Consider the following 21,372-nt stretch of genomic DNA (forward strand, 5'->3'; position numbering starts at 1 on the left):
ATGGAATTGAATAACCTGAAGCCGGCTGAAGGCGCGAAGCACGCAAAGCGTCGCGTTGGTCGCGGCATCGGCTCCGGCCTCGGCAAGACCGCTGGCCGTGGTCACAAGGGTCAGAAGTCGCGTTCGGGCGGCTTTCACAAGGTTGGCTTCGAAGGCGGTCAAATGCCGCTGCAACGTCGCCTGCCGAAGCGTGGTTTCACCTCGCTGACGAAGGAATTCGTCGGTGAAGTGCGTCTCTCGGATCTGGAAAAGCTGCCGGTCGACGAAATCGATCTGCTGGCTCTGAAGCAAGCCGGCCTGGTTGGCGAGCTGATCAAGAGCGCCAAGATCATCGCGACGGGCGAGCTGAAGCGCAAGATCGTTGTGAAGGGTCTGGGTGCGACGAAGGGTGCGCGCGCTGCTATCGAAGCAGCCGGCGGCTCTTTTGCCGAGTAACGCGCAAGTTATTTGCCGTCACTAGCATTTGCATCGGAGAAGGTACTTGGCTAACAGCCCGAGTCTCGCAAAACCCGGTCGCAGCGCGGCGAAGTTTGGCGATCTGCGTCGGCGGGCAGTGTTTCTGCTGCTGGCGCTGATCGTCTACCGTATCGGCGCGCACATTCCGGTGCCGGGTATTGACCCGGACCAACTGGCAAAGTTGTTCCAAAGCCAGTCGGGCGGCATCCTTGGCATGTTCAACATGTTCTCGGGTGGCGCACTTTCGCGGTTCACGATCTTCGCGCTTGGGATCATGCCTTATATCTCGGCATCGATCATCATGCAGTTGCTGGCAATTGTTTCGCCGCAGCTGGAAGCGCTGAAGAAGGAAGGGCAGGCAGGGCAGCGGAAGATCACGCAGTACACGCGTATCTTCACAGTCTTGCTGGCGACGTTCCAGGCATTCGGCATCGCCGTGGCCTTGGAAAACCAGCCGGCTCTCGTGATCGATCCGGGAATGGTTTTTCGGTTGACGACGGTCGTGACGCTGGTGACGGGCACGATGTTCCTGATGTGGCTGGGTGAGCAGATCACGGAGCGCGGACTTGGCAACGGTATCTCGATCATCATTTTCGGCGGGATTGCAGCGGGTTTCCCGAATGCGATCGGTGGTCTTTTCGAACTGGTGCGAACCGGCTCGATGAGCATCATCTCGGCGATTATCGTCGTCGCGCTGATCGCTGCTGTGACGTATCTGGTGGTGTTCATTGAACGCGGCCAGCGCAAGATTCTTGTGAACTACGCCAAGCGGCAAGTCGGTAACAAGATTTACGGCGGTCAGTCTTCGCATCTGCCGCTGAAGTTGAACATGTCGGGTGTGATTCCGCCGATCTTTGCGTCGTCGATCATTCTCTTCCCGGCAACCATCCTGAACTGGTTTAGTTCGGGGTCGCGCACCGGCTGGTTCGCAGACACGCTGCACAATGTGGCCGAAGCCCTCAAGCCCGGTCAACCCGTGTACGTGTTGCTGTACGCGTTGGCGATCGTTTTCTTCTGCTTTTTCTACACCGCACTGGTGTTCAACAGCAGAGAGACGGCCGACAACCTGAAAAAGAGTGGCGCTTTCGTTCCTGGCATCCGCCCGGGCGATCAAACAGCGCGATACATCGACCGCATCCTCACGCGTCTGACGCTGGCCGGTGCGATCTACATCGTGTTCGTTTGCCTGCTGCCCGAGTTTCTGGTGCTGCGCTGGAACGTGCCGTTTTATTTTGGTGGAACGTCGCTGCTGATCATTGTCGTCGTCACAATGGATTTCATGGCGCAGGTGCAGTCGTACGTTATGTCGCAACAGTATGAATCGCTGCTGAAGAAAGCTAATTTCAAAGGCGGCGGCGTCCCGATGCGTTGAAAGGACTTATGGCCAAAGACGATGTTATCCAGATGCAGGGTGAAGTCATCGAAAACCTGCCTAACGCTACCTTCAGGGTGAAGCTGGAAAACGGCCATGTCGTATTGGGACACATATCCGGCAAGATGCGGATGCACTACATCCGAATCCTGCCGGGCGACAAGGTGACGGTTGAATTGACGCCTTACGATCTGTCGCGTGCGCGGATCGTGTTCCGGGCGAAGTGATTTGAAAAAAGGGTAATATCATGAAAGTGATGGCATCGGTTAAGCGCATTTGCCGCAATTGCAAGATCATCAAGCGCAAAGGCGTTGTGCGCGTGATTTGCAGCTCTGATCCGCGCCACAAACAGCGTCAAGGCTGAACGCCGCGCTTTTGCTTGCGCTTTTTGTTTGAGGAAAAACAATGGCTCGTATCGCAGGGGTTAACATCCCGAATCACCAGCATACTGAAATCGGCCTGACGGCTATTTACGGTATCGGCCGCACGCGCTCGCGCGACATTTGCGTCGCTGCTGGTGTGGCATTTTCGAAGAAGGTCAAAGACCTGAACGACGCAGACCTCGAAAAGCTGCGTGAAGAAGTCGGCAAGTTCATCGTTGAAGGCGATCTGCGCCGTGAAACGACGATGAACATCAAGCGCCTGATGGACCTCGGCTGCTACCGTGGTGTGCGGCATCGTAAGGGCTTGCCCCTGCGCGGCCAACGCACGCGTACGAATGCCCGTACGCGCAAGGGTCCGCGTCGTGCAGCGCAATCGCTGAAGAAGTAAGCGGAACTGACAGTTACAGGAAAACGTAATGGCTAAGGCTTCGAACAACTCCGCGGCGCAACGCGTTCGCAAGAAGGTCAAGAAGAACGTCGCCGAGGGCGTGGTTCACGTTCACGCGTCGTTCAACAACACCATCATCACGATCACCGATCGTCAAGGCAATGCACTCGCCTGGGCAACGTCGGGTGGTCAGGGCTTCAAGGGTTCGCGTAAATCGACCCCGTTTGCAGCTCAGGTCGCAGCTGAATCGGCTGGCCGCGTGGCGATGGAATACGGCGTGAAGAACCTCGAAGTGCGGATCAAGGGCCCCGGTCCTGGCCGTGAATCGGCGGTGCGCGCGTTGCATGGTCTTGGCATCAAGATCACCGCGATCTCCGACGTGACCCCGGTCCCGCACAACGGCTGCCGTCCGCCGAAGCGTCGTCGTATCTAAGACGCTGTTTTCGCTAGCGCCTGTTGCCGCCGGATCAAGTAGTCGGCGAAACAGGCTGCTTGCGCTATTGAATTGACTAAGCCCACCGTTCGACCCAAAGGGTTCGGACTAGCGCGAGTGCAGGCATTCGCGTGACTAATCAACGAAGGAATTAACGTGGCACGTTATATCGGCCCTAAGGCCAAGCTGTCCCGCCGTGAAGGCACTGACCTCTTCCTGAAGAGCGCCCGTCGTTCGCTCGCTGACAAGTGCAAGCTTGACAGCAAGCCTGGCCAGCATGGCCGCACGTCGGGTGCACGTACGTCCGACTACGGCACGCAGCTGCGCGAAAAGCAAAAAGTGAAGCGCATCTACGGTGTTCTGGAGCGTCAATTCCGCCGTTACTTCGCTGAAGCCGACCGTCTGAAGGGCAACACCGGTGAAAACCTGCTGCAACTGCTCGAGTCGCGTCTGGACAACGTCGTGTATCGCATGGGCTTCGGCTCGACGCGCGCTGAAGCACGTCAGCTGGTTAGCCACAAGGCGATCATGGTGAACGGCGTCGTGTCGAACATCCCGTCGATGCAAGTGAAGGCAGGCGACGTTGTCGCAGTGCGCGAACAATCGAAGAAGCAGGCGCGTATTCTCGAAGCGCTGTCGCTGGCTGAGCAAGGCGGCATGCCGAGCTGGGTCTCGGTCGATTCGAAGAAGTTCGAAGGCACGTTCAAGCAGAAGCCGGAACGCAGCGATATCGCTGGCGATATCAACGAAAGCCTGATCGTCGAATTGTATTCGCGGTAATCGGATTAACGGCCGGGGCACCCCGTTGCGCTACGCAAGGGGGCGTCTCGGCTGTTTATTTTCAGGTTGTTACCGGTCAGCCTTATCGGTGTAACGAGCCGAGGGTATTGAAAAGGAAAACCTATGCAAACCAGTTTGTTGAAGCCCAAGATCATCGCAGTTGAATCGCTGGGCGAAAGCCACGCGAAAGTGGTCATGGAACCGTTTGAACGCGGTTACGGCCACACCTTGGGTAACGCGCTCCGGCGCGTGCTGCTGTCGTCCATGATCGGCTATGCGCCGACCGAAGTGACGATTGCAGGCGTCGTACATGAATATTCGACGCTCGACGGTGTGCAAGAGGATGTAGTCAACCTGCTGTTGAACCTGAAGGGCGTGGTGTTCAAGCTGCATAACCGTGACGAAGTGACGGTTACGCTGCGCAAGGAAGGCGAAGGCGTTGTTACCGCTGGCGACATCGAGCTGGCGCACGATTGCGAAGTGATCAACCCTGACCACGTGATCGCGCATCTGTCGAAGGGCGGCAAGCTCGACGTTCAGATCAAGGTTGAGAAGGGCCGCGGCTATGTGCCGGGCAACGTGCGTCGTTACGGCGAAGAATCGGCCAAGATTATCGGCCGTATCGTGCTCGACGCGTCGTTCTCGCCGGTTCGCCGCGTGAGCTACGCCGTTGAAAGCGCGCGTGTCGAACAGCGTACCGATCTCGACAAGCTCGTGATGAACATCGAAACCAACGGTGTGATTTCGCCCGAAGAAGCGATCCGTCAATCGGCTCGCATTCTGGTGGATCAACTGTCGGTGTTCGCTGCACTGGAAGGCACCGAAGCAACGGCCGAAGCGCCGTCGCGCGCGCCGCAGATCGATCCGATCCTGCTGCGTCCGGTTGATGACCTCGAACTGACGGTTCGTTCCGCGAACTGCCTCAAGGCCGAGAACATCTACTACATCGGCGATCTGATCCAGCGCACGGAAAACGAGTTGCTCAAGACGCCGAACCTGGGCCGCAAGTCGCTGAACGAAATCAAGGAAGTACTGGCGTCGCGTGGTTTGACGCTCGGCATGAAGCTGGAAAACTGGCCGCCCGCAGGGCTGGACAAGTAAGTCGGCAATCATCCGGGGCAGAGCCCGCCGCTGCACTGGCAAAGACGCGGATTTTCCTTTAAAATCCGCGTCTTGCCTTTTTTCACTACCGGCCCGTGCACTCGCTACTTCAGGGTAATACTTCAGAGTAGAACGAGCGCGATAGAAGAGCTGGACCAAAACTTTGAATCGAAGGAATTAACATGCGTCACCGTCATGGTTTGCGGAAACTGAACCGCACGAGCAGCCACCGTCTGGCAATGCTCCGTAACATGTCCAACTCGCTGATCGAGCACGAAGTCATCAAGACCACGCTGCCGAAGGCGAAAGAACTCCGTAAAGTTGTCGAGCCGCTGATCACGCTCGGCAAGAAGCCGTCGCTGGCCAATCGTCGTCTGGCGTTCAACCGTCTGCGCGATCGTGACTCGGTCACGAAGCTTTTCGAAGTGCTCGGCCCGCGTTACGCTACCCGTCCGGGCGGCTACCTGCGCGTGCTGAAGTTCGGCTTCCGCGTTGGCGACAATGCTCCCATGGCACTGGTCGAACTGCTCGACCGTCCGGAAGTTGAGGAAGTCGAAGTGCAAGAAGCTGAATAAGCTTTCAGCGCTGATTGCTCATAAAAAGCCAGGCTCACAGCCTGGCTTTTTTGTTTTCGACCGGTGGACGTTGGCGTAGCTCGAGCCCGCGCGGCTTGAGCGGCGAAATGCCGCATGCGCACAGCCGCGCTGCCAGCGGCACTTTGGGTGCAGGTGATACGATATTGGCACCTGAACTGCATGTTGCCGGAGCCTGCTGTGAGCGCGAATGTGACTTTACTTCTGACGACGGTGCCGGACGCGGCTGTTGCGCAGAAGCTCGCCGCAGATGCGCTGGCCGCGCGCCTGTGCGCATGTGTCACGCAACTCGGCGCGGTGCAGTCCAGCTACCACTGGCAGGGCAAGCTTGAAACGGCGCAAGAAATCCAGTTGCTGTTCAAGACGAGCGCCGCGCGCGCGCTCGAGCTTGAGCAATACGTACAGGCGCATCATCCCTACGACACGCCCGAAATTCTCTCGTGGCAAGCCGACGCGTCGGCTGCGTATGGCCAGTGGATCATTGCGGAAACCCAACGCCCCCTCCATGTTTAACCGCCTCAGCCGACGTGCGCGCCATGCGCTGCATGCCGCATTCCTCCTCTTCGCTTGCCTGATTCTCGCGCAGTTCGGCACGCTTGCCCGTGCCGCGGACGACTTCCTCGATCCCGCCGTCGCCTTCAAGTTCAGCGCGGCCGAAAAGCCAGGCGAAATAGATATCACCTACAAGATCGCGGACGGCTACTACATGTACCGCGAGCGATTTGCGTTCGCGACCCGCAATGCAAGCGCAACAATCGGTGAGCCTCAGTTGCCGGCGGGTCACATCAAGTTCGACCAGACTTTCAACAAGAACGTCGAGACGTATCGTAATGAGCTGACGATCCGGATTCCCGTAAAGCAGGCTGCAGGAGGGTTCGATCTCGCCGTTACGTCGCAAGGTTGTGCGGACGCCGGCATTTGTTATCCGCCCATGGAGCGGGTCTACCACGTGAGCGGTGCTGCATTGCTGCCGGCTGGCAGTACCGCCGCGCTGCAGTCCACGGTAAGCGATGCGCCATGGTACGAGCGCGCCACGAGCGCCGAGTACGCGCAGTCGCTGCTGCAAGGCGGCGGCTTCCTGGCCATTATCGGACTTTACTTCGTCGCGGGCATGGTTCTGAGCCTGTTGCCGTGCTCGTATCCAATGATTCCGATTCTTTCGGCGATCGTCATCGGCGAAGGCGCGCGGGTCACACGCCGGCGCGGTTTCGCGCTATCGCTGGCCTATGTCGTCGGGATGGCCCTTGTCTACACCGCGCTCGGTATTGCCGCGGCGCTCGTCGGTCAAAGTCTCGGTGCGTGGTTGCAGAACCCGTGGGTGTTGGGCGCGTTTGGCGTACTGCTGACTATTTTTGCGCTGACGCTGATCGCGGGCTTCGACATCGCGCTGCCGCAGCGCTGGCAGGAAGGTGTGTCGCAGGCGTCGGCGGAGCGCTCGGGCGGGAAGTTTGCAGCCGTCGCGGCGATGGGCGCACTGTCCGCGCTCGTGGTCGGCGCCTGCATGACTGCGCCGCTTTTTGCGGTGCTCGCCTTCATCGCGCACACCGGGAATGCCATGCTCGGCGGCGCGGCACTGTTCGCGATGGGCCTTGGGCTGGGCGTGCCGCTCCTGATCGTCGGACTTGGCGCCGGAACCTTGCTGCCGCGCGCCGGCGCATGGATGGACGACGTGAAGGTGCTGTTCGGCGTCGTGCTGCTTGCCGCGGCTCTGTGGATCGTCTGGCCGGTGCTAGGCGCGGCGGCCACCATGCTGCTGAGCGCGCTCTGGCTGTTGATCGCGGCAGCATCGTTGGGTTTTTTTGCGGCGCCTGTGGCGCAGGCGTCGATCTGGCGTCGGCTCGGGCGCGGCGTAGGCGCGGCCCTCGCCGTTTGGGCGGCCGTGCTGCTGGTCGGGCTTGCGGCCGGTTCGTCGGACCCGTTGCGACCGCTGGCTGTGCTGGCCTCGCACGCGACGTCGCCGGGGGGCGGATCTGTGCGTGGCGCGCCGGAGATTGCGTCGCAGGGCGATCCGGCGTTCAAGCCGGTACGTTCCTCAGTTGAACTCGATCAGGCCGTCAAAGCGGCGCCACAGCCCGCCATGCTCGATTTCTATGCCGACTGGTGCGTAAGCTGCAAGGAGATGGAGAAGTTCACCTTTAGCGACCCGCGCGTCCAGGCGAAGTTGAAGCAGATGAACCTGCTGCGCGCCGACGTGACCGCCAACAATGCCGACGATCAGGCGCTGCTAAAGCGTTTCGGCCTTTTCGGGCCGCCGGGAATTATCTTGTTCGACCGTGGCGGCAAAGAGGTGCTGCGTGTCGTCGGTTATGAATCAGCTGACAAATTCCTACGATCGCTCGAGCGGGCGAGTGTAGCCCCAACTTGAGCAGACGTCGGCTGGCCTGGCCGCCCACGCCCGCATTCACGTGAGCCGAACTGCCCGCTCGCATGACAGCACGCCGGCCTCCCCGAACACGCCCGACCGTCCGGTCCCCGACCGCCCAAGCGCCAGACCGCCCAAGCGCCAGACCGCCCAAGCGCCAGACCGCCCAAGCGCCAGACCGCCCAAGCGCCAGACCGCCCAAGCGCCAGACCGCCCAAGCGCCAGACCGCCCAAGCGCCAGACCGCCCAAGCGCCAGACCGCCCAAGCGCCAGACCGCCCAAGCGCCCAACCGCCCAAGCGCCCAACCGCCCAAGCGCCCAAGCGCCCAACCGCCCAACCGCCCAACCGCCCAACCGCCCGACAGCGTCACGCCCGCCTGCCTGCCCCCGCGGCTCCGACTCACGCCCGACCGCGCAAAAAAAAGGAGGCGCGACCAGGAGTCCGCCTCCATCTGCTTTCGAGCGAATCCGCAACCGTTTCGTAGCCCCAACGGCGAGGCGCATCAACCAATGGAAGAAGATTTGCCCGCGGCAGCAGCCGCAGCCGCTACCCGAGCCTAACGCACCGTCACTTGGACGACCGCAGGATCCGCGCCGCATCCAGTGCGAAATACGTCAGAACGCCGTCCGCACCCGCACGCTTGAACGCAAGCAGTGATTCCATCATCGCCTTGTCGTGATCGAGCCAGCCGTTCTGCGCCGCCGCCTTCAGCATCGCGTACTCGCCGCTCACCTGATAGACGTAGGTCGGGAACCGAAACTCGTCCTTCACGCGACGCACGATGTCGAGGTACGGCATACCAGGCTTCACCATCACCATGTCCGCGCCTTCGTTGATGTCCGCCTCCACTTCGCGCAGCGCTTCGTTGGAATTGGCCGGGTCCATCTGGTACGTCATCTTGTTGCTCTTGCCGAGGTTCGTGGCCGAGCCGACGGCGTCGCGGAACGGGCCGTAGAACGCGGACGCGAACTTGGCCGCATACGCCATGATGCGCGTGTGCACGTGGTCCTCGCTTTCCAGCATTTCGCGGATGGCGCCAATGCGGCCGTCCATCATGTCCGACGGCGCAACGATGTCGACGCCGGCCTCAGCCTGCGTGCGCGCCTGCTCGATCAGGATCTCGACGGTTTCGTCGTTGATGACATAGCCAGTCTCGTCGAGCACGCCGTCCTGGCCGTGGCTCGTGTAGGGATCGAGGGCGACGTCGGTCAGCACACCCAGTTCCGGGAAGTGCTTCTTGAGCTCGCGTACCGCGCGCGGGATCAGACCTGCGGCGTTGGTCGCCTCGCGGCCATCGGGCGTTTTCAGCGACGGCTCGATCGCCGGAAATAGCGACAGCACGGGCACGCCCAGCTCCACGCACTGCTCCGCGACTTTCATCAGCAGGTCGACCGAGACGCGCTCGACTCCAGGCATCGACGGCACGGCTTGCCGAACGTTGGTGCCTTCGACCACGAAAACGGGGTAGATCAGGTCGTTGGTGGTGAGGATGCTTTCGCGCATCAGACGGCGCGAGAAGTCGTCGCGGCGCATACGGCGCGGGCGATAGTGCGGGTAGAAGCTCATGTGGGATCGAAAACCGTGGATATCTTGAGTGGGGCGGTGACATGGGCGGCGCCGGCGACGCCGGTGCCACTCGCGGAAACTTTTCAAGACAATGGTATATCATACCGATCGAGCAAGGCGCCTGGCGCTGACCTCCCCGCTTCTCCTCCCTGAGCGGGTGCCTGTCGTTTTTCGATTAGGCTGTTTGACCCGCCGTTAAAGCGGCGGGNTTTTTTATGGGCCGCCGAAATCGCGCTGTCAGGCCTTTCAGAAACGTCAGCGCAACTTACTGGGCAGCGTCCGCTTCACCCTTCGCGTCGGGGATCAGCCAGCTTTCGATCAACTCGTGCGCTTCCTCGATGCCCACCCGCTTGAGCGCAGAAAAAAGCTGCGCCGTCAGTTCACCCTGATAACCCGCAGCGCGATACTCAGCTAAACCCTTTTGCGTGGCGCGCAGCGCATTCACGCTTTCCTGACGCGTCAATTTGTCGCATTTGGTCAGAAGCGCATGGATCGGCTTGCCGGTCGGCGCAAACCATTCGATCATCCGCCGGTCCAGATCGGTCAACGGGCGGCGCGCATCCATCATCAGGATCATGCCGCGCAATTGCGAGCGCGATTGCAGGTACGAGGAAAGCAACGCCTCCCAGTGAGCCTTGGCTGCACCGGGCACTTCCGCATAGCCGTAACCCGGCAGGTCCACCAGATGCCCGGCCGGTTCGTCGGCCTTGCCCACGGAAAAGTAGTTGATGTGCTGCGTACGTCCCGGCGTCTTACTCGCGAATGCCAGCCGCTTCTGATTGCACAAAATGTTGATGGCCGTCGATTTGCCCGCATTGGAACGCCCGGCAAAAGCAATCTCGGGCTGCGCGGTGGCCGGCAAATCGCGCAGGTGATTGACGGTCGTGAAAAAGCGGGATTGGTGGAGCAGGAAGGACATGAGCAGGCCAGATTTCGAGACGCCGGGGAACCCAGAGTGGGGACGGGTCAAGCCCGACTGGCGTCTTAGCGATTAGCGAGTTATTGTACAATACGATGGTTTACTGAAAACCTGAGGGGGCCAGCCCGCGTGCCTCGGCGGCTCCTGGCGGTCACTTGGGTCGCCGTCGTATTGTGCAAAACCTCTAAAATCCCACAAGACGAGACAGGGTGTGCGAATGAATCGACTGTGCAAGGCTCTGATGGTGTTTCAGGTAGCGGCAGGTCTTTCAGGTTTGGCAATTCAGGCACGAGCAGCAGATCCAGCAAAGGCAGATCCGGCAAAGCCGGACATTAATCGGGGGCAGGCAATCGCAGTGCAGGTTTGCGCGTCGTGTCACGGCGCAGACGGCAACAGTGCCGGCGGTGCGTATCCGAAGCTGGCGGGTCAGCATCCCGACTATCTCGTCAAACAACTCAAGGATTTCAAGCCGCAGCCCGGCGCCAAACAGCCCGCGCGCAACAATGCGATCATGACGGGCATGGCTTCGGCGTTATCCGATCAGGACATGGTCAACGTCGCTGCCTATCTCGCGACGCAGGCTCAGAAGCCCGGTTATGCGCACAATGAAGACACTGTGGCGCTCGGGCAGAAGATTTACCGGGGCGGCATTGCGGACAAGGGCGTGCCGGCATGTGCAAGCTGTCACGGGCCCACGGGTCAAGGTATTCCGTCGCAATATCCGCGTTTGTCGGGACAATGGGCTGAATACACGGTGGCGCAGTTGAACGCGTTCACACAGGGCCCCGGCGCGCGCAATAACAACGAGGCGATGCATGCTGTCGCATCGCGTCTGTCGGACAGCGAGATCAAAGCTGTAGCCGATTACATCGCGGGCCTGCATTAAGAGGTTCGCGCGCAAGTGCAACCGGCCCGTCGAGGCCGGTGAAAAACAAGAAAAGGGTGGGGGCGTCGTGTTTACGGTCGCCCTTCACCCTTTTTTGCTGTTCAGTCGGAGTATGAATGAGCGTCACCACGTCGGGTTTGCAGTCGAAGTCGGGCAATCGCGTCTTGCGCAGCGCCGTCGAACTACTGAGTTCGATGCGTTTTGCGATTGCGCTGCTGGTGATTCTGTCTATCGCCAGCATCATCGGCACCGTTCTTACGCAGGACGATCCGTATCCCAATTACGTCAATCAGTTCGGTCCGTTCTGGGCCGACATCTTCCGCGCGCTGAGCCTCTACACGGTGTACAGCTCGTGGTGGTTCATGCTGATTCTCGGCTTTCTAATGGTGTCGGTGTCGCTGTGCGTGATCCGCAACGCGCCGAAAATGATCGCCGACGCGAAGAGCTGGAAAGACAAGGTCCGTGAAGCGAGCTTGCGCGCGTTTCATCACAAGAGCGATTTTGCGCTGCACGGCACGCGCGCGCAGACGGCGGCGGTGCTCGGCAAACTTTGCGCGAAGCTCGGCTACAAGTTTGTCACGCGCGAGTCCGACGGCGCCACGCTGATCGCGGCCAAGCGCGGCGCATTGACCAGGTTCGGCTATATCTCTGCGCACCTCGCGATCGTGGTTATCTGCCTCGGCGGCCTGCTTGACAGCAATCTGCCGATCAAGCTGCAAATGTGGCTCTTCGACAAAACGCCGATCCGCGCCAACACGGTCATTAACGAGATTCCGCCGGAGCACCGTCTGTCGCAGTCCAACCCGACGTTCCGCGGCTACGCGTGGGTGCCGGAAGGGCAGCACGTATCCACCGCGATTCTGAATCAGCCGGACGGCTCGCTGATCCAGGATCTGCCGTTCTCAATCGAACTGCAGAAGTTCATCGTCGACTATTACTCGACGGGCATGCCGAAGCTCTTCGCGAGCGACATTGTCGTGGTCGATCACAAGACCGGCGCGCGCGTGCCGGCGCGCATCGAGGTGAACAAGCCGTTCGAGTACGACGGCGTGTCGATCTATCAGTCGAGCTTCCAGGACGGCGGCTCGCAAATGGAGATGACGGCCTACCCGATGACTGGCGCGAGCGCGAAAACCGCGCCGTTCGGCGGCACGATCGGCGGCAATGCGCCGTTGAGCTCGGCCACGCCGCTCGCCGACGGCCAGACGGTCGAATTCACCGATTTCCGCGCGATCAACGTCGAAAACATCTCCAACGCCAACGGCCAGACCGATGCCCGGGGCGTCGCCGCGAACCGGTCGCTGAAGGAAGCCTTCGACGAGCGGCTCGGTTCCGGAGCGAAGACCTCGAAGCCGCTCGACCTGCACAACGTCGGCCCTTCGGTGCAATACAAGGTGCGCGACAAGGACGGCCAGGCGCGCGAGTACAACAACTACATGCTGCCGGTCGCGGTGGGCGGCGAGAGATTCTTCCTCGCGGGCATGCGCGTGAATCCCGACGATCCGTTCCGCTACCTGCGCATTCCCGCGGACACGGGCGGCACCGTCAAGGAGTGGATGAACCTGCGGGCCACGCTGGAAAGCGCGGCCGCGCGCGCGCAAGCCGCTCACCGCTTCGCGCTGCGCTCCGTGCCGCAAGCAAACACCGAATTGCAGCAGCATCTTGAAGAAAGCGCGCTGCGCGTGCTGACCCTTTTTGCGGGCGCGGACGCAAGCGTCAAGATGCCGAATGGCCAGCCGCTGGGCGGCTTCCAGGCCATCGCCGGCTTTATCGACCATTCGGTGCCGAAGGGCGAGCAGGAAAAGGCTGCGGGTTTGCTGCTGCGTATGCTGGAAGGTTCGATGTGGGACCTCTGGCAGCTGTCGCGCCAGCAGCAGGGCGAGCCGGACGCGCAGGCGAATGCAGAGGCGAGCCGCTTCGTCCAAAGCTCGATCAACGCGATATCTGACAGCTTTCTGTATGGATCGCCGGTCTACTTGCAACTCGACTCCTTCAAGCAGGTGCAAGCTTCGGTATTTCAGCTGACGCGCGCGCCGGGCAAAAAAGTCGTGTATCTTGGCAGCCTGCTCCTCGTATTGGGCATCTTTTCGATGTTCTACGTCCGCGAACGGCGCCTCTGGTTCTGGCTCAAAGATTCCGGGCAGGGCACGCATGTCGTGATGGCCATGTCGAGCGCCCGCAAAACGCTCGACTTCGAAAAAGATTTCGCCCAGACGCGCGACGCGGTCGGCGCCGCGTTGGGCGCCAAACCCGCTGATGCGGCATCCGGCAACGCCGGGGCGCAGTCTGCAAGCTCACAAGATTCGACCCGGTAATACCATGGACTTGACTCAGGTTTCCTCATCTTCCCGTTCCTCCGCGCGGCCCGCCAAGGCGCCGGCGGACGGAGCACTCAGCGCCGCCCAATTCGACGAGCGGCCATTCCTGAAACGGCTCGGTATCGTCGACTGGCTGTTCGCGCTCGCAATGGTCGCGGGCGCCGGCTTCGCACTGTCGCGCTATCACCCGTTCATGAATTACTACGACAAGCTGGTGCTGGTGTGCTCGGTGCCGGTGTTCGTCGTGCTCGGCTGGCGCTGGAAACCCGCGCGTCCGCTCATGGCGGCAATCGCGGCGCTGTCGCTGCTGGCCATCCAGATCTATCACGGCGATCTGAGCCGCGCCGACAACGCGTTCTTCCTGAAGTATTTCCTGTCGAGCCAGTCCGCGATTCTGTGGATGAGCGCGCTGTTCGTGTTCGCAACGGTTTTCTACTGGATCGGTTTGCTGTCGCGCTCGCCCACCGGCGCGGCCATCGGTTCGCGAATGACCTGGGTCGCGGTGGCGATGGGCTTTGTCGGCCTGATGGTGCGCTGGTACGAGTCATACCTGATTGGCGCTGACGTCGGCCATATTCCCATTTCGAACCTGTACGAAGTGTTCGTGCTGTTCAGCCTGATCACCGCGCTCTTCTATTTGTATTACGAGCAGCACTACAACACGCGCGCGCTCGGCGCATTCGTGCTGCTCGTGATCAGCGCCGCCGTCGGCTTCCTGATGTGGTACTCGGTCGCTCGCGACGCGCAGCAGATTCAGCCGCTCGTTCCGGCCCTGCAAAGCTGGTGGATGAAAATTCACGTGCCAGCGAACTTCATCGGCTATGGTAGCTTTGCCCTGTCGGCAATGGTCGCGGTCGCCTACATCGGGAAAGAGCGCGGCGTGCTGGCCGATCGCCTGCCGGCGCTCGAAGTGCTCGACGACGTGATGTACAAGTCGATCGCCGTCGGCTTCGCGTTCTTCACGATTGCGACGATTCTCGGCGCGCTGTGGGCAGCGGAAGCCTGGGGCGGTTACTGGAGCTGGGACCCGAAGGAAACATGGGCGCTGATTGTCTGGCTGAACTACGCGGCCTGGCTGCATATGCGTCTGATGAAGGGCCTGCGCGGCGCCGTTGCCGCCTGGTGGGCGCTCACGGGCCTGCTGGTCACGACTTTCGCGTTCCTCGGCGTGAACATGTTCCTGTCGGGACTTCATAGTTACGGCAAGCTGTAATATCCGCCGTTCTCGACCGACAAAGAACCGCCGCGTGTTTTGCACCGGCGGTTTTTTTATGGCTGGCGGAATATTTGCACATGGAATGTGTTCGTAATTGAGAACGCGTGAAATGGCCCGACGAGCGATCATCACCATGGCCCCGCTGGATGGCTCAAGCAGAGGCCGCAAGGAGCAGCACGATGTGGATCAAGCGAAGCGACAGGATTCAACTCACCGGCGACGATATCGCTCGCAGCGAAATCACGCCGCAGCACATCTTCGAGAACCGGCGGCGCGTGCTGCAGGCGGCCGGCGCGTTGGCGCTCGGAAGTCTGATTGGCGTGAACGGCGAAGCGCTGGCGGCCTACACGTCGCCGGACTCGAAGGCGCAGAAGCTGGCCGCGAAGACGAACGCAAAGTTCGTCGCGCTCGACAAGATCACGCCGTTCAAGGACATCACCAGCTACAACAACTATTACGAGTTCGGCACGGATAAATCCGATCCGGCCCAACACGCGGGCACCTTGCGGCCGCGTCCGTGGAAAGTGAGCGTCGAAGGCGAAATCAAAAACCCGAAGGTGTACGACATCGACGAGCTGCTCAAGCTCGCGCCGCTCGAGGAGCGCGTGTACCGGCTGCGTTGCGTCGAAGGGTGGTCGATGGTGATTCCGTGGATCGGCGTGCCGCTCGCGGAGCTGATCAAGCGCGTGCAGCCCACCGGCAACGCGAAATACGTGCAGTTCATCACGCTGGCGGATCCGTCGCAGATGCCTGGGCTTTCCACGCCGATACTCGATTGGCCATATTCGGAAGGCCTGCGCATGGACGAGGCGATGAACCCGCTTACGCTGCTCACCATGGGCGTGTACGGCCAGGTGCTGCCCAATCAGAACGGCGCGCCGGTTCGCGTCGTGGTGCCGTGGAAATATGGCTTCAAGAGCGCGAAGTCGCTCGTGAAAATCCGCTTTGTCGAAAAGCAGCCGCCGACGAGCTGGAACACGTATGCATCGAACGAGTATGGTTTCTATTCGAACGTGAACCCCAACGTCGATCACCCGCGTTGGAGCCAGGCGGCCGAGCGGCGCATCGGCGAAGACGGCTTTTTCACGCCGAAGCGCAAGACGCTGATGTTCAACGGCTACGGCGATCAGGTCGCGTCGCTGTATCAGGGCATGGACCTGAAGAAAAACTTCTGAGCGACATGACGATGGCTTCCGACTCTCAATCCGCCGCTCGCATCGAGCGCCGCGCGCCGCGCGCGCAGGCGGGTGCGAAGGCACCGGCTTCCGCGGCGGCGAGGCGGCCGGCCGCAGGTTTGCGCTGGGTCGTGCCCGCGAAAATCGCGGTATTCGTCGCCGCGTGGTATCCGCTCGCGCGCATCGTGTTGTTTGGCTTGACCGACCGGCTGGGCGCCAACCCGATCGAGTTCATCACGCGTTCCACGGGGCTGTGGACACTCGTGTTTCTGTGCATCACGCTGGCCGTGACGCCGTTGCGCCGGCTCACCGGCGTCGCGGCGTTCGTGCGGTTTCGCCGCATGCTCGGGCTTTACGCGTTCTTCTACGCGACGCTCCATTTCACGACGTATCTCTGGTTCGACAAGTGGTTCGACGTCGCTGAAATCGTCAAGGACATCGGCAAGCGGCCGTTCATCACCGTCGGCTTTGCCGCGTTCGTGCTGTTGATCGCGTTGGCTGTCACGTCGCCGCGCGCGATGGTGCGCAAGCTCGGCCGCCGCTGGCAGAGCTTGCATCGCGCGATCTATGCGATCGGCGCGCTGGCGATTCTGCACTTCTGGTGGATGAAGGCCGGCAAGCACGACCTGCTGCTGCCGAAGATCTACGGCGCGATCATGCTGATGCTACTGGGCTGGCGTTTGATCGTGTGGTTGCGCGAGCGTCGGTTAAAGCCGCGATCAACGGTTGATCAGCGGGCAATAAGCGGACGATAAGCGGGCGATAAACGGACGATAAACCCGCACCAATAAAAAAGGCGATGCCACAACGGCATCGCCTTTTTCATGTGACCGTCCACCCGCGCTGGTTATGCCGGCAAGATCGTTTCGCCCGCAAACAGTTGCTGCACTTCCTCACGAGCGCGGACCACATGCGCTTGTGTACCATCAACCATCACCTCCGCTGCACGCGGACGGGTGTTGTAGTTCGAGCTCATCACGAAGCCATAGGCGCCGGCCGAACGAATCGCGAGCAGGTCGCCCGGCTCGACGCAGAGCAACCGCTCGCGCCCGAGCCAGTCGCCGCTTTCGCAAACCGGGCCCACTACGTCGTAGACATGCGCGGGCAGTTCGCGCTGAACGACGGCGTCTATGGCGTGATACGCCTCGTACATCGCGGGGCGGGCGAGATCGTTCATGGCCGCGTCGACGATGGCGAAGTTCTTTTCAGCGCCCGGCTTCAGAAACTCGACGCGCGTGAGCAGCAGACCTGCATTGCCGACCAGCGAACGGCCCGGCTCGAAATACACCTCGCGATGGCCGTGACCGCGCGCCTCAATCCGGTCGAGCACGGTGCGCACGAACTCGCCGATGTCCGGCGGCGTTTCGTCGTCGTAGGTAATGCCGAGACCGCCGCCCACGTCGATATGACGAATCGTGATGCCGTCCTGCTCGAGCTGTTCGACCAGTTCCAGGACCTTGTCCACCGCGTCGAGGTACGGCGCGACTTCGGTAATCTGCGAGCCGATATGGCAGTCGATGCCGACCACCTCGAGGTTCGCCATGGCCGCGGCCGCCTGATAGGTGGCGCGCGCCTCTTCGAATGCGACGCCGAACTTGTTCGACTTGAGTCCTGTGGAAATGTACGGGTGCGTTTTCGCGTCGACGTCCGGGTTCACGCGCAGCGAAACCGGCGCCTTCTTGCCCAGTTGCGCAGCGACCGCGTTCAGGCGATCGAGCTCCGGAATCGACTCGACGTTAAAGCACTTGACGCCGGCCTCCAGCGCCTCGCGCATTTCGTTCGCATGCTTGCCGACGCCAGAAAACACGGTATGTTCCGCCTTGCCGCCGGCGGCCAGCACGCGCGCCAGTTCGCCGCCCGACACAATGTCGAAGCCCGCGCCAAGACGCGCGAACACGTTCAGCACCGCGAGATTGCTGTTGGCCTTGACGGCGACGTGCACGCTGGCGCGACGGCCGGCGCATGCGCCCGCGTATGCGTTCCATGCGTCGGTCAGCGCGGCGCGCGAGTACACGTAGAGCGGCGTGCCGAACTGTTCGGCGAGCGAAACGGCGGACACGCCTTCGGCGTGAAGCACGCCGTCGACGTAGTCAAATGCAGGTCGAGTCATGCGAGTCTTATTGAGCGGGAGTGGCAGCGGAGGCGGGCTGGGAAGCCGATGCGGCCGACGCAGCAGAAGCGGCGGACGTGGACGGCGCGGACAGTTCGTTCGCCGGAGCAAGCGAGAGCGGCGTGCCGGACGTGTCGGGAATGGAGTCCGCGTCGGATGCGGTTTCAGCGCCAGGTTTCACTTCGTCTGGCGACGGCGGCTGCGTGCGGTCGATCGGCTTGGCCGGCAACGGCGGCACGGTTGGCAAATACAGCGAACCGCGCTGCCCGCAGCCGGCGAGCGAACCGCCGAGCGCGCAACCTGCGAGAATGGCTAAACCCGCTACAATCGCGCGGCCGGGCGCCGCCGCGCGCATCCGAGATACGACTCGCATGACTGTCCCTGAATGAATAATCGATGGAGTTTAGCATGTCCGATAGTGATTACCTGACCCGCGCGGAGGCCGCGCTAGCCGCCATCGAACGCGCGCTGGACGACGCCGAGGCCGACATCGAACTCGAGCGCAGCGGCAACGTGCTGACCCTCGAGTTCGCGAATCGCTCGAAGATCATCGTCAATCTGCAACCGCCCATGAGCGAGATCTGGATCGCCGCGAAGGCGGGCGGTTTTCACTACCGTCTGGTCGACGGCGAGTGGCGCGACACGCGAAGCGGCAAGGAGTTTTTCGCGGCGCTTTCCGAGTACGCGACCCAACAGGCCGGCGAGCCGGTCCACTTCGAAGCCTGAATACGCTCGCCGGTTGTTGAGCGAGAGTCAAAGGGTCGAAGGTCGAAGGTCGAAGGTCGAAAAAAAGCCGCCGCGCAGACCATGCGCGGCGGCTTTTTTTCCAACTGCATGCGGGCCGCTCGTCAGTGCCCGCGGAACAGATTCATGATGTCCTGCTTTTCCTGCTCGCCCACCTGTCCGGGCGCGGCCGACGCGGCGCTCGCCTCGTCGAGTGTCGCCTGACTGACGCCGACCGTCGCGACAAAACCGTGGCCCGGGGTGAATTCGTCGAAGTACAGCTCTGAGCCCAGTTCGACCACGCCGTCCGGCATCGGCATCTTGTAGTCCGGCACGCCCTTGAGCGCACGTCCCATGTACTCGATCCACACGGGCAACGCGAGGCCGCCGCCGGTTTCCTTGTCGCCGAGACTGCGCGGGTTGTCGTAGCCGATCCATGCAATCGCGGTCAGCGTGTGCTGATAGCCGGCAAACCAGGCGTCGCGCGAATCGTTCGTCGTGCCGGTCTTGCCGCCGAGATCGGTGCGCTTGAGCACGTTCGACTTCGCGCCCGTGCCGCGCTGCGCGACGCTTTGCAGCAGGCTGTTCATCACGTATGCGTTGCGCGGCTCGATGGCATGCGGCGCGCTTTGCTCCGCGACGAGCGGCTGCGCGTGCGCAACGACGACGCCGCGTGGATCGGTGACTTCCGCGATCAGATAGGGATTGATCCGATAGCCGCCGTTCGCGAACACCGAAAATGCGCCCGCCATCTGCAACGGCGTGACGAGACCCGCGCCGAGCGCCATAGGCAGATAGGCCGGATGACGGTCTGCATCGAAACCGAAGCGCGTGATGTACTGCTGCGCGTACTTCGTGCCGATGTGGTTAAGGATGCGTATCGACACCAGGTTCTTCGACTTCTGCAACGCGGTTCGCATGCTCATCGGCCCGTCGAAACCGCCGCCGTAGTTTTTCGGCTCCCACGCCTGACCACCCGTCTCCGCGGCGCTGAAAAAGAGCGGCGCGTCGTTGATGACCGTGGCCGGCCCAAGCCCCTTTTCGAGCGAAGCCGAATAGATGAACGGCTTGAAACTGGAGCCCGGCTGACGCCATGCCTGCGTGACGTGATTGAACTTGTTCTTGTTGAAATCGAACCCGCCGACAAGCGCGCGGATCGCGCCGTCCTGAGGCACGACGGAAATGAACGCGCCTTCCACTTGCGGCAACTGCGTGATCGCCCACTGGCCTTCATCGTTCTTGACGAGACGGATGATCGCACCGGGCCGCAGGCGCTGGTTCGGCTGCGCGCGTGCGCTAAGCGCCGATTGCGCGAAGCGCAGGCCGTCGCCCTGAATGGTCGCGACGTTGCCGTCGATAAACGTGGCCTGCACCTGCTTCGGGCTCGCCGCCGTCACCACTGCCGCAATGATTTCGCCGTTGTCCGGGTGTTCGAGCAGCGCGTCGTCGATGGCCTGCTCGCGGTCGTCCGCGTCGGAGGGCAAATCGATGAACGCTTCGGGGCCGCGATAACCGTGGCGCCGCTCGTAGTCCATCAAGCCTTTACGCAACGCGCGATAGGCGACGTCCTGATCGGCGGAGTCGATCGTCGTCACGACATTGAGGCCGCGCGTGTACGCTTCCTCGCGGTATTGGGCGTACATCATCTGTCGCACCATTTCCGCGACATACTCGGCATGCACGCTGAATTCCTTGCCGGCGCCCTTCACGACAAGCGGCTGACGGCTCGCGTCGTCGTACTGCTGCTGATTGATGTAGTGCAGCTCATACATGCGTTGCAGAATGTACTCCTGGCGTACCTTTGCGCGCTTCGGATTCACCACCGGGTTGTACGCGGACGGCGCCTTCGGCAAGCCGGCGAGCATCGCGGACTCCGCGAGCGTCAGGTCCTTCAGATCTTTACCGAAATAGACGCGCGCCGCGCTCGCGAAACCATACGCGCGCTGGCCCAGATAGATCTGATTCATATATACCTCGAGAATCTGATCTTTCGTGAGCTTCGACTCGATCTTGTACGCGAGCAGCATCTCGTAGATCTTGCGCGTGTAGGTCTTTTCGCTCGAGAGGAAGAAGTTGCGCGCCACCTGCATGGTGATCGTGCTCGCGCCTTGCGTCGCATGGCCGTTGGTCAGCGCGACGAATCCGGCGCGCGCGATGCCTGTGAGGTCGACGCCGCCGTGGTCGTAAAAGCGCGCGTCCTCGATGGCGAGCACCGCCTTTTTCAGACTGTCCGGCACGTCCTGGATACGCACGATATCGCGCCGTTCCTCACCGAATTCACCAATCAGCACATGGTCGGCCGTATAGATGCGCAGCGGCACTTTCGGGCGGTAGTCGGTGAGGGCGTCGAGCGAGGGCAGGTTCGGTGTGGCGACCACGAGCGCGTAACCGAGCAGCAGCAGCACGCACACGACACCCGCAACGATCAGCCCGAAAAAGCCAAGGATGAGCTTGAGCCACAACGGGCGTTTGCGCTTTTGCGGCGCGGGCGGCGGAGATGTGGGAGACGTGGATTGCATATAGGCACCAAAAAACAGTCCCGCGATTATAGCCGCCCCGCTTTTCAGCTTTCGGCATGCTTACTGACAGT

22 protein-coding genes are annotated in these 21,372 nt (G+C 61.5%); 17 read left to right on the forward strand and 5 right to left on the reverse strand.

Features of this window, described 5'->3' with window-relative positions:
* The 11 genes from rplO to dsbD all read left to right on the forward strand — a co-directional run bounded on the left by rplO (position 1) and on the right by dsbD (position 7,871).
* Complete coding sequence (rplO, locus tag A3AC_RS0123110; protein WP_020070585.1) at positions 1-435, forward strand: 50S ribosomal protein L15; 435 nt, start codon at positions 1-3, stop codon at positions 433-435.
* A gap of 46 nt (positions 436-481) precedes the next feature.
* A complete protein-coding gene (gene secY / locus A3AC_RS0123115; protein WP_025601778.1) occupies positions 482-1,828 on the forward strand; it encodes a preprotein translocase subunit SecY in 1,347 nt (448 codons plus the stop codon).
* A gap of 8 nt (positions 1,829-1,836) precedes the next feature.
* Entirely contained in the window at positions 1,837-2,055 is a 219-nt protein-coding gene (gene infA / locus A3AC_RS0123120; protein WP_004521905.1) for a translation initiation factor IF-1, read from the forward strand.
* Between the two features lie 20 nt (positions 2,056-2,075).
* Positions 2,076-2,192, forward strand: a complete 117-nt coding sequence (gene rpmJ / locus A3AC_RS0123125; RefSeq protein ID WP_004199844.1) for a 50S ribosomal protein L36 — start codon at positions 2,076-2,078, stop codon at positions 2,190-2,192.
* A gap of 41 nt (positions 2,193-2,233) precedes the next feature.
* Entirely contained in the window at positions 2,234-2,599 is a 366-nt protein-coding gene (rpsM, locus tag A3AC_RS0123130; RefSeq protein ID WP_006052223.1) for a 30S ribosomal protein S13, read from the forward strand.
* Positions 2,600-2,627: 28 nt separating this feature from the next.
* Positions 2,628-3,032 (forward strand): 30S ribosomal protein S11, encoded by a 405-nt coding sequence (gene rpsK / locus A3AC_RS0123135; protein ID WP_006052224.1) that lies wholly within the window; start codon positions 2,628-2,630, stop codon positions 3,030-3,032.
* A 156-nt stretch (positions 3,033-3,188) separates the two neighbouring features.
* Positions 3,189-3,812, forward strand: a complete 624-nt coding sequence (gene rpsD, locus A3AC_RS0123140) for a 30S ribosomal protein S4 (RefSeq protein WP_013340731.1) — start codon at positions 3,189-3,191, stop codon at positions 3,810-3,812.
* Between the two features lie 123 nt (positions 3,813-3,935).
* Positions 3,936-4,913, forward strand: a complete 978-nt coding sequence (locus A3AC_RS0123145) for a DNA-directed RNA polymerase subunit alpha (protein ID WP_006052226.1) — start codon at positions 3,936-3,938, stop codon at positions 4,911-4,913.
* A 182-nt stretch (positions 4,914-5,095) separates the two neighbouring features.
* Positions 5,096-5,488 (forward strand): 50S ribosomal protein L17, encoded by a 393-nt coding sequence (gene rplQ, locus A3AC_RS0123150; RefSeq protein WP_006052227.1) that lies wholly within the window; start codon positions 5,096-5,098, stop codon positions 5,486-5,488.
* A gap of 180 nt (positions 5,489-5,668) precedes the next feature.
* Positions 5,669-6,019, forward strand: coding sequence for a divalent-cation tolerance protein CutA (cutA, locus tag A3AC_RS0123155; RefSeq protein ID WP_156924659.1), 351 nt, complete (start codon positions 5,669-5,671; stop codon positions 6,017-6,019).
* Positions 6,012-7,871, forward strand: coding sequence for a protein-disulfide reductase DsbD (gene dsbD / locus A3AC_RS0123160; protein WP_025601798.1), 1,860 nt, complete (start codon positions 6,012-6,014; stop codon positions 7,869-7,871). The genes cutA and dsbD overlap by 8 nt, the downstream gene beginning before the upstream one ends.
* Before the next feature lie 565 nt (positions 7,872-8,436).
* On the opposite strand, the gene hemB is transcribed toward dsbD, so the two are convergent.
* Together hemB and yihA are read right to left on the reverse strand one after the other, a co-directional pair.
* A complete protein-coding gene (hemB, locus tag A3AC_RS0123170) occupies positions 8,437-9,435 on the reverse strand; it encodes a porphobilinogen synthase (protein ID WP_025601802.1) in 999 nt (332 codons plus the stop codon).
* A gap of 265 nt (positions 9,436-9,700) precedes the next feature.
* Positions 9,701-10,354: a ribosome biogenesis GTP-binding protein YihA/YsxC gene (gene yihA / locus A3AC_RS0123175; RefSeq protein WP_025601804.1), complete on the reverse strand. Its 654-nt coding sequence runs from the start codon at positions 10,352-10,354 to the stop codon at positions 9,701-9,703.
* 217 nt (positions 10,355-10,571) lie between these two features.
* Here yihA and A3AC_RS0123180 point away from each other — a divergent pair, with 217 nt between their 5' ends.
* The 5 genes from A3AC_RS0123180 (at position 10,572) to msrQ (ending at position 16,704) form a co-directional block, all read left to right on the forward strand.
* The gene (locus A3AC_RS0123180; protein ID WP_025601805.1) at positions 10,572-11,240 is read left to right on the forward strand and encodes a c-type cytochrome; all 669 of its coding nucleotides are present in this window, start codon (positions 10,572-10,574) and stop codon (positions 11,238-11,240) included.
* 116 nt (positions 11,241-11,356) lie between these two features.
* The gene (locus tag A3AC_RS0123185; RefSeq protein WP_025601806.1) at positions 11,357-13,555 is read left to right on the forward strand and encodes a cytochrome c biogenesis protein ResB; all 2,199 of its coding nucleotides are present in this window, start codon (positions 11,357-11,359) and stop codon (positions 13,553-13,555) included.
* Positions 13,556-13,559: 4 nt separating this feature from the next.
* Positions 13,560-14,771, forward strand: a complete 1,212-nt coding sequence (ccsB, locus tag A3AC_RS0123190) for a c-type cytochrome biogenesis protein CcsB (protein WP_025601807.1) — start codon at positions 13,560-13,562, stop codon at positions 14,769-14,771.
* Between the two features lie 182 nt (positions 14,772-14,953).
* A complete protein-coding gene (gene msrP / locus A3AC_RS0123195; protein ID WP_025601808.1) occupies positions 14,954-15,949 on the forward strand; it encodes a protein-methionine-sulfoxide reductase catalytic subunit MsrP in 996 nt (331 codons plus the stop codon).
* Between the two features lie 11 nt (positions 15,950-15,960).
* Entirely contained in the window at positions 15,961-16,704 is a 744-nt protein-coding gene (gene msrQ, locus A3AC_RS0123200) for a protein-methionine-sulfoxide reductase heme-binding subunit MsrQ (RefSeq protein ID WP_025601809.1), read from the forward strand.
* Positions 16,705-16,796: 92 nt separating this feature from the next.
* Here the strand turns inward: msrQ and lysA are convergent, their stop codons facing one another.
* Together lysA and A3AC_RS29490 are read right to left on the reverse strand one after the other, a co-directional pair.
* Positions 16,797-18,059, reverse strand: coding sequence for a diaminopimelate decarboxylase (gene lysA, locus A3AC_RS0123205; RefSeq protein WP_025601810.1), 1,263 nt, complete (start codon positions 18,057-18,059; stop codon positions 16,797-16,799).
* Between the two features lie 7 nt (positions 18,060-18,066).
* Positions 18,067-18,432 carry a lipoprotein gene (locus A3AC_RS29490; RefSeq protein ID WP_035475707.1) on the reverse strand — a complete coding sequence of 122 codons (366 nt, stop codon included), beginning with the start codon at positions 18,430-18,432 and terminating at the stop codon, positions 18,067-18,069.
* 35 nt (positions 18,433-18,467) lie between these two features.
* On the opposite strand from A3AC_RS29490, the gene cyaY reads away from it, so the two are divergent.
* A complete protein-coding gene (gene cyaY / locus A3AC_RS0123215; RefSeq protein WP_025601814.1) occupies positions 18,468-18,785 on the forward strand; it encodes an iron donor protein CyaY in 318 nt (105 codons plus the stop codon).
* Positions 18,786-18,907: 122 nt separating this feature from the next.
* Here cyaY and A3AC_RS0123220 read toward each other — a convergent pair whose 3' ends face one another.
* Positions 18,908-21,301 carry a penicillin-binding protein 1A gene (locus tag A3AC_RS0123220; protein ID WP_025601815.1) on the reverse strand — a complete coding sequence of 798 codons (2,394 nt, stop codon included), beginning with the start codon at positions 21,299-21,301 and terminating at the stop codon, positions 18,908-18,910.
* Between the last annotated feature and the right edge of the window lie 71 nt (positions 21,302-21,372).

This window comes from Burkholderia sp. WSM2230 (assembly GCF_000472445.1).
GTDB lineage: Bacteria > Pseudomonadota > Gammaproteobacteria > Burkholderiales > Burkholderiaceae > Paraburkholderia.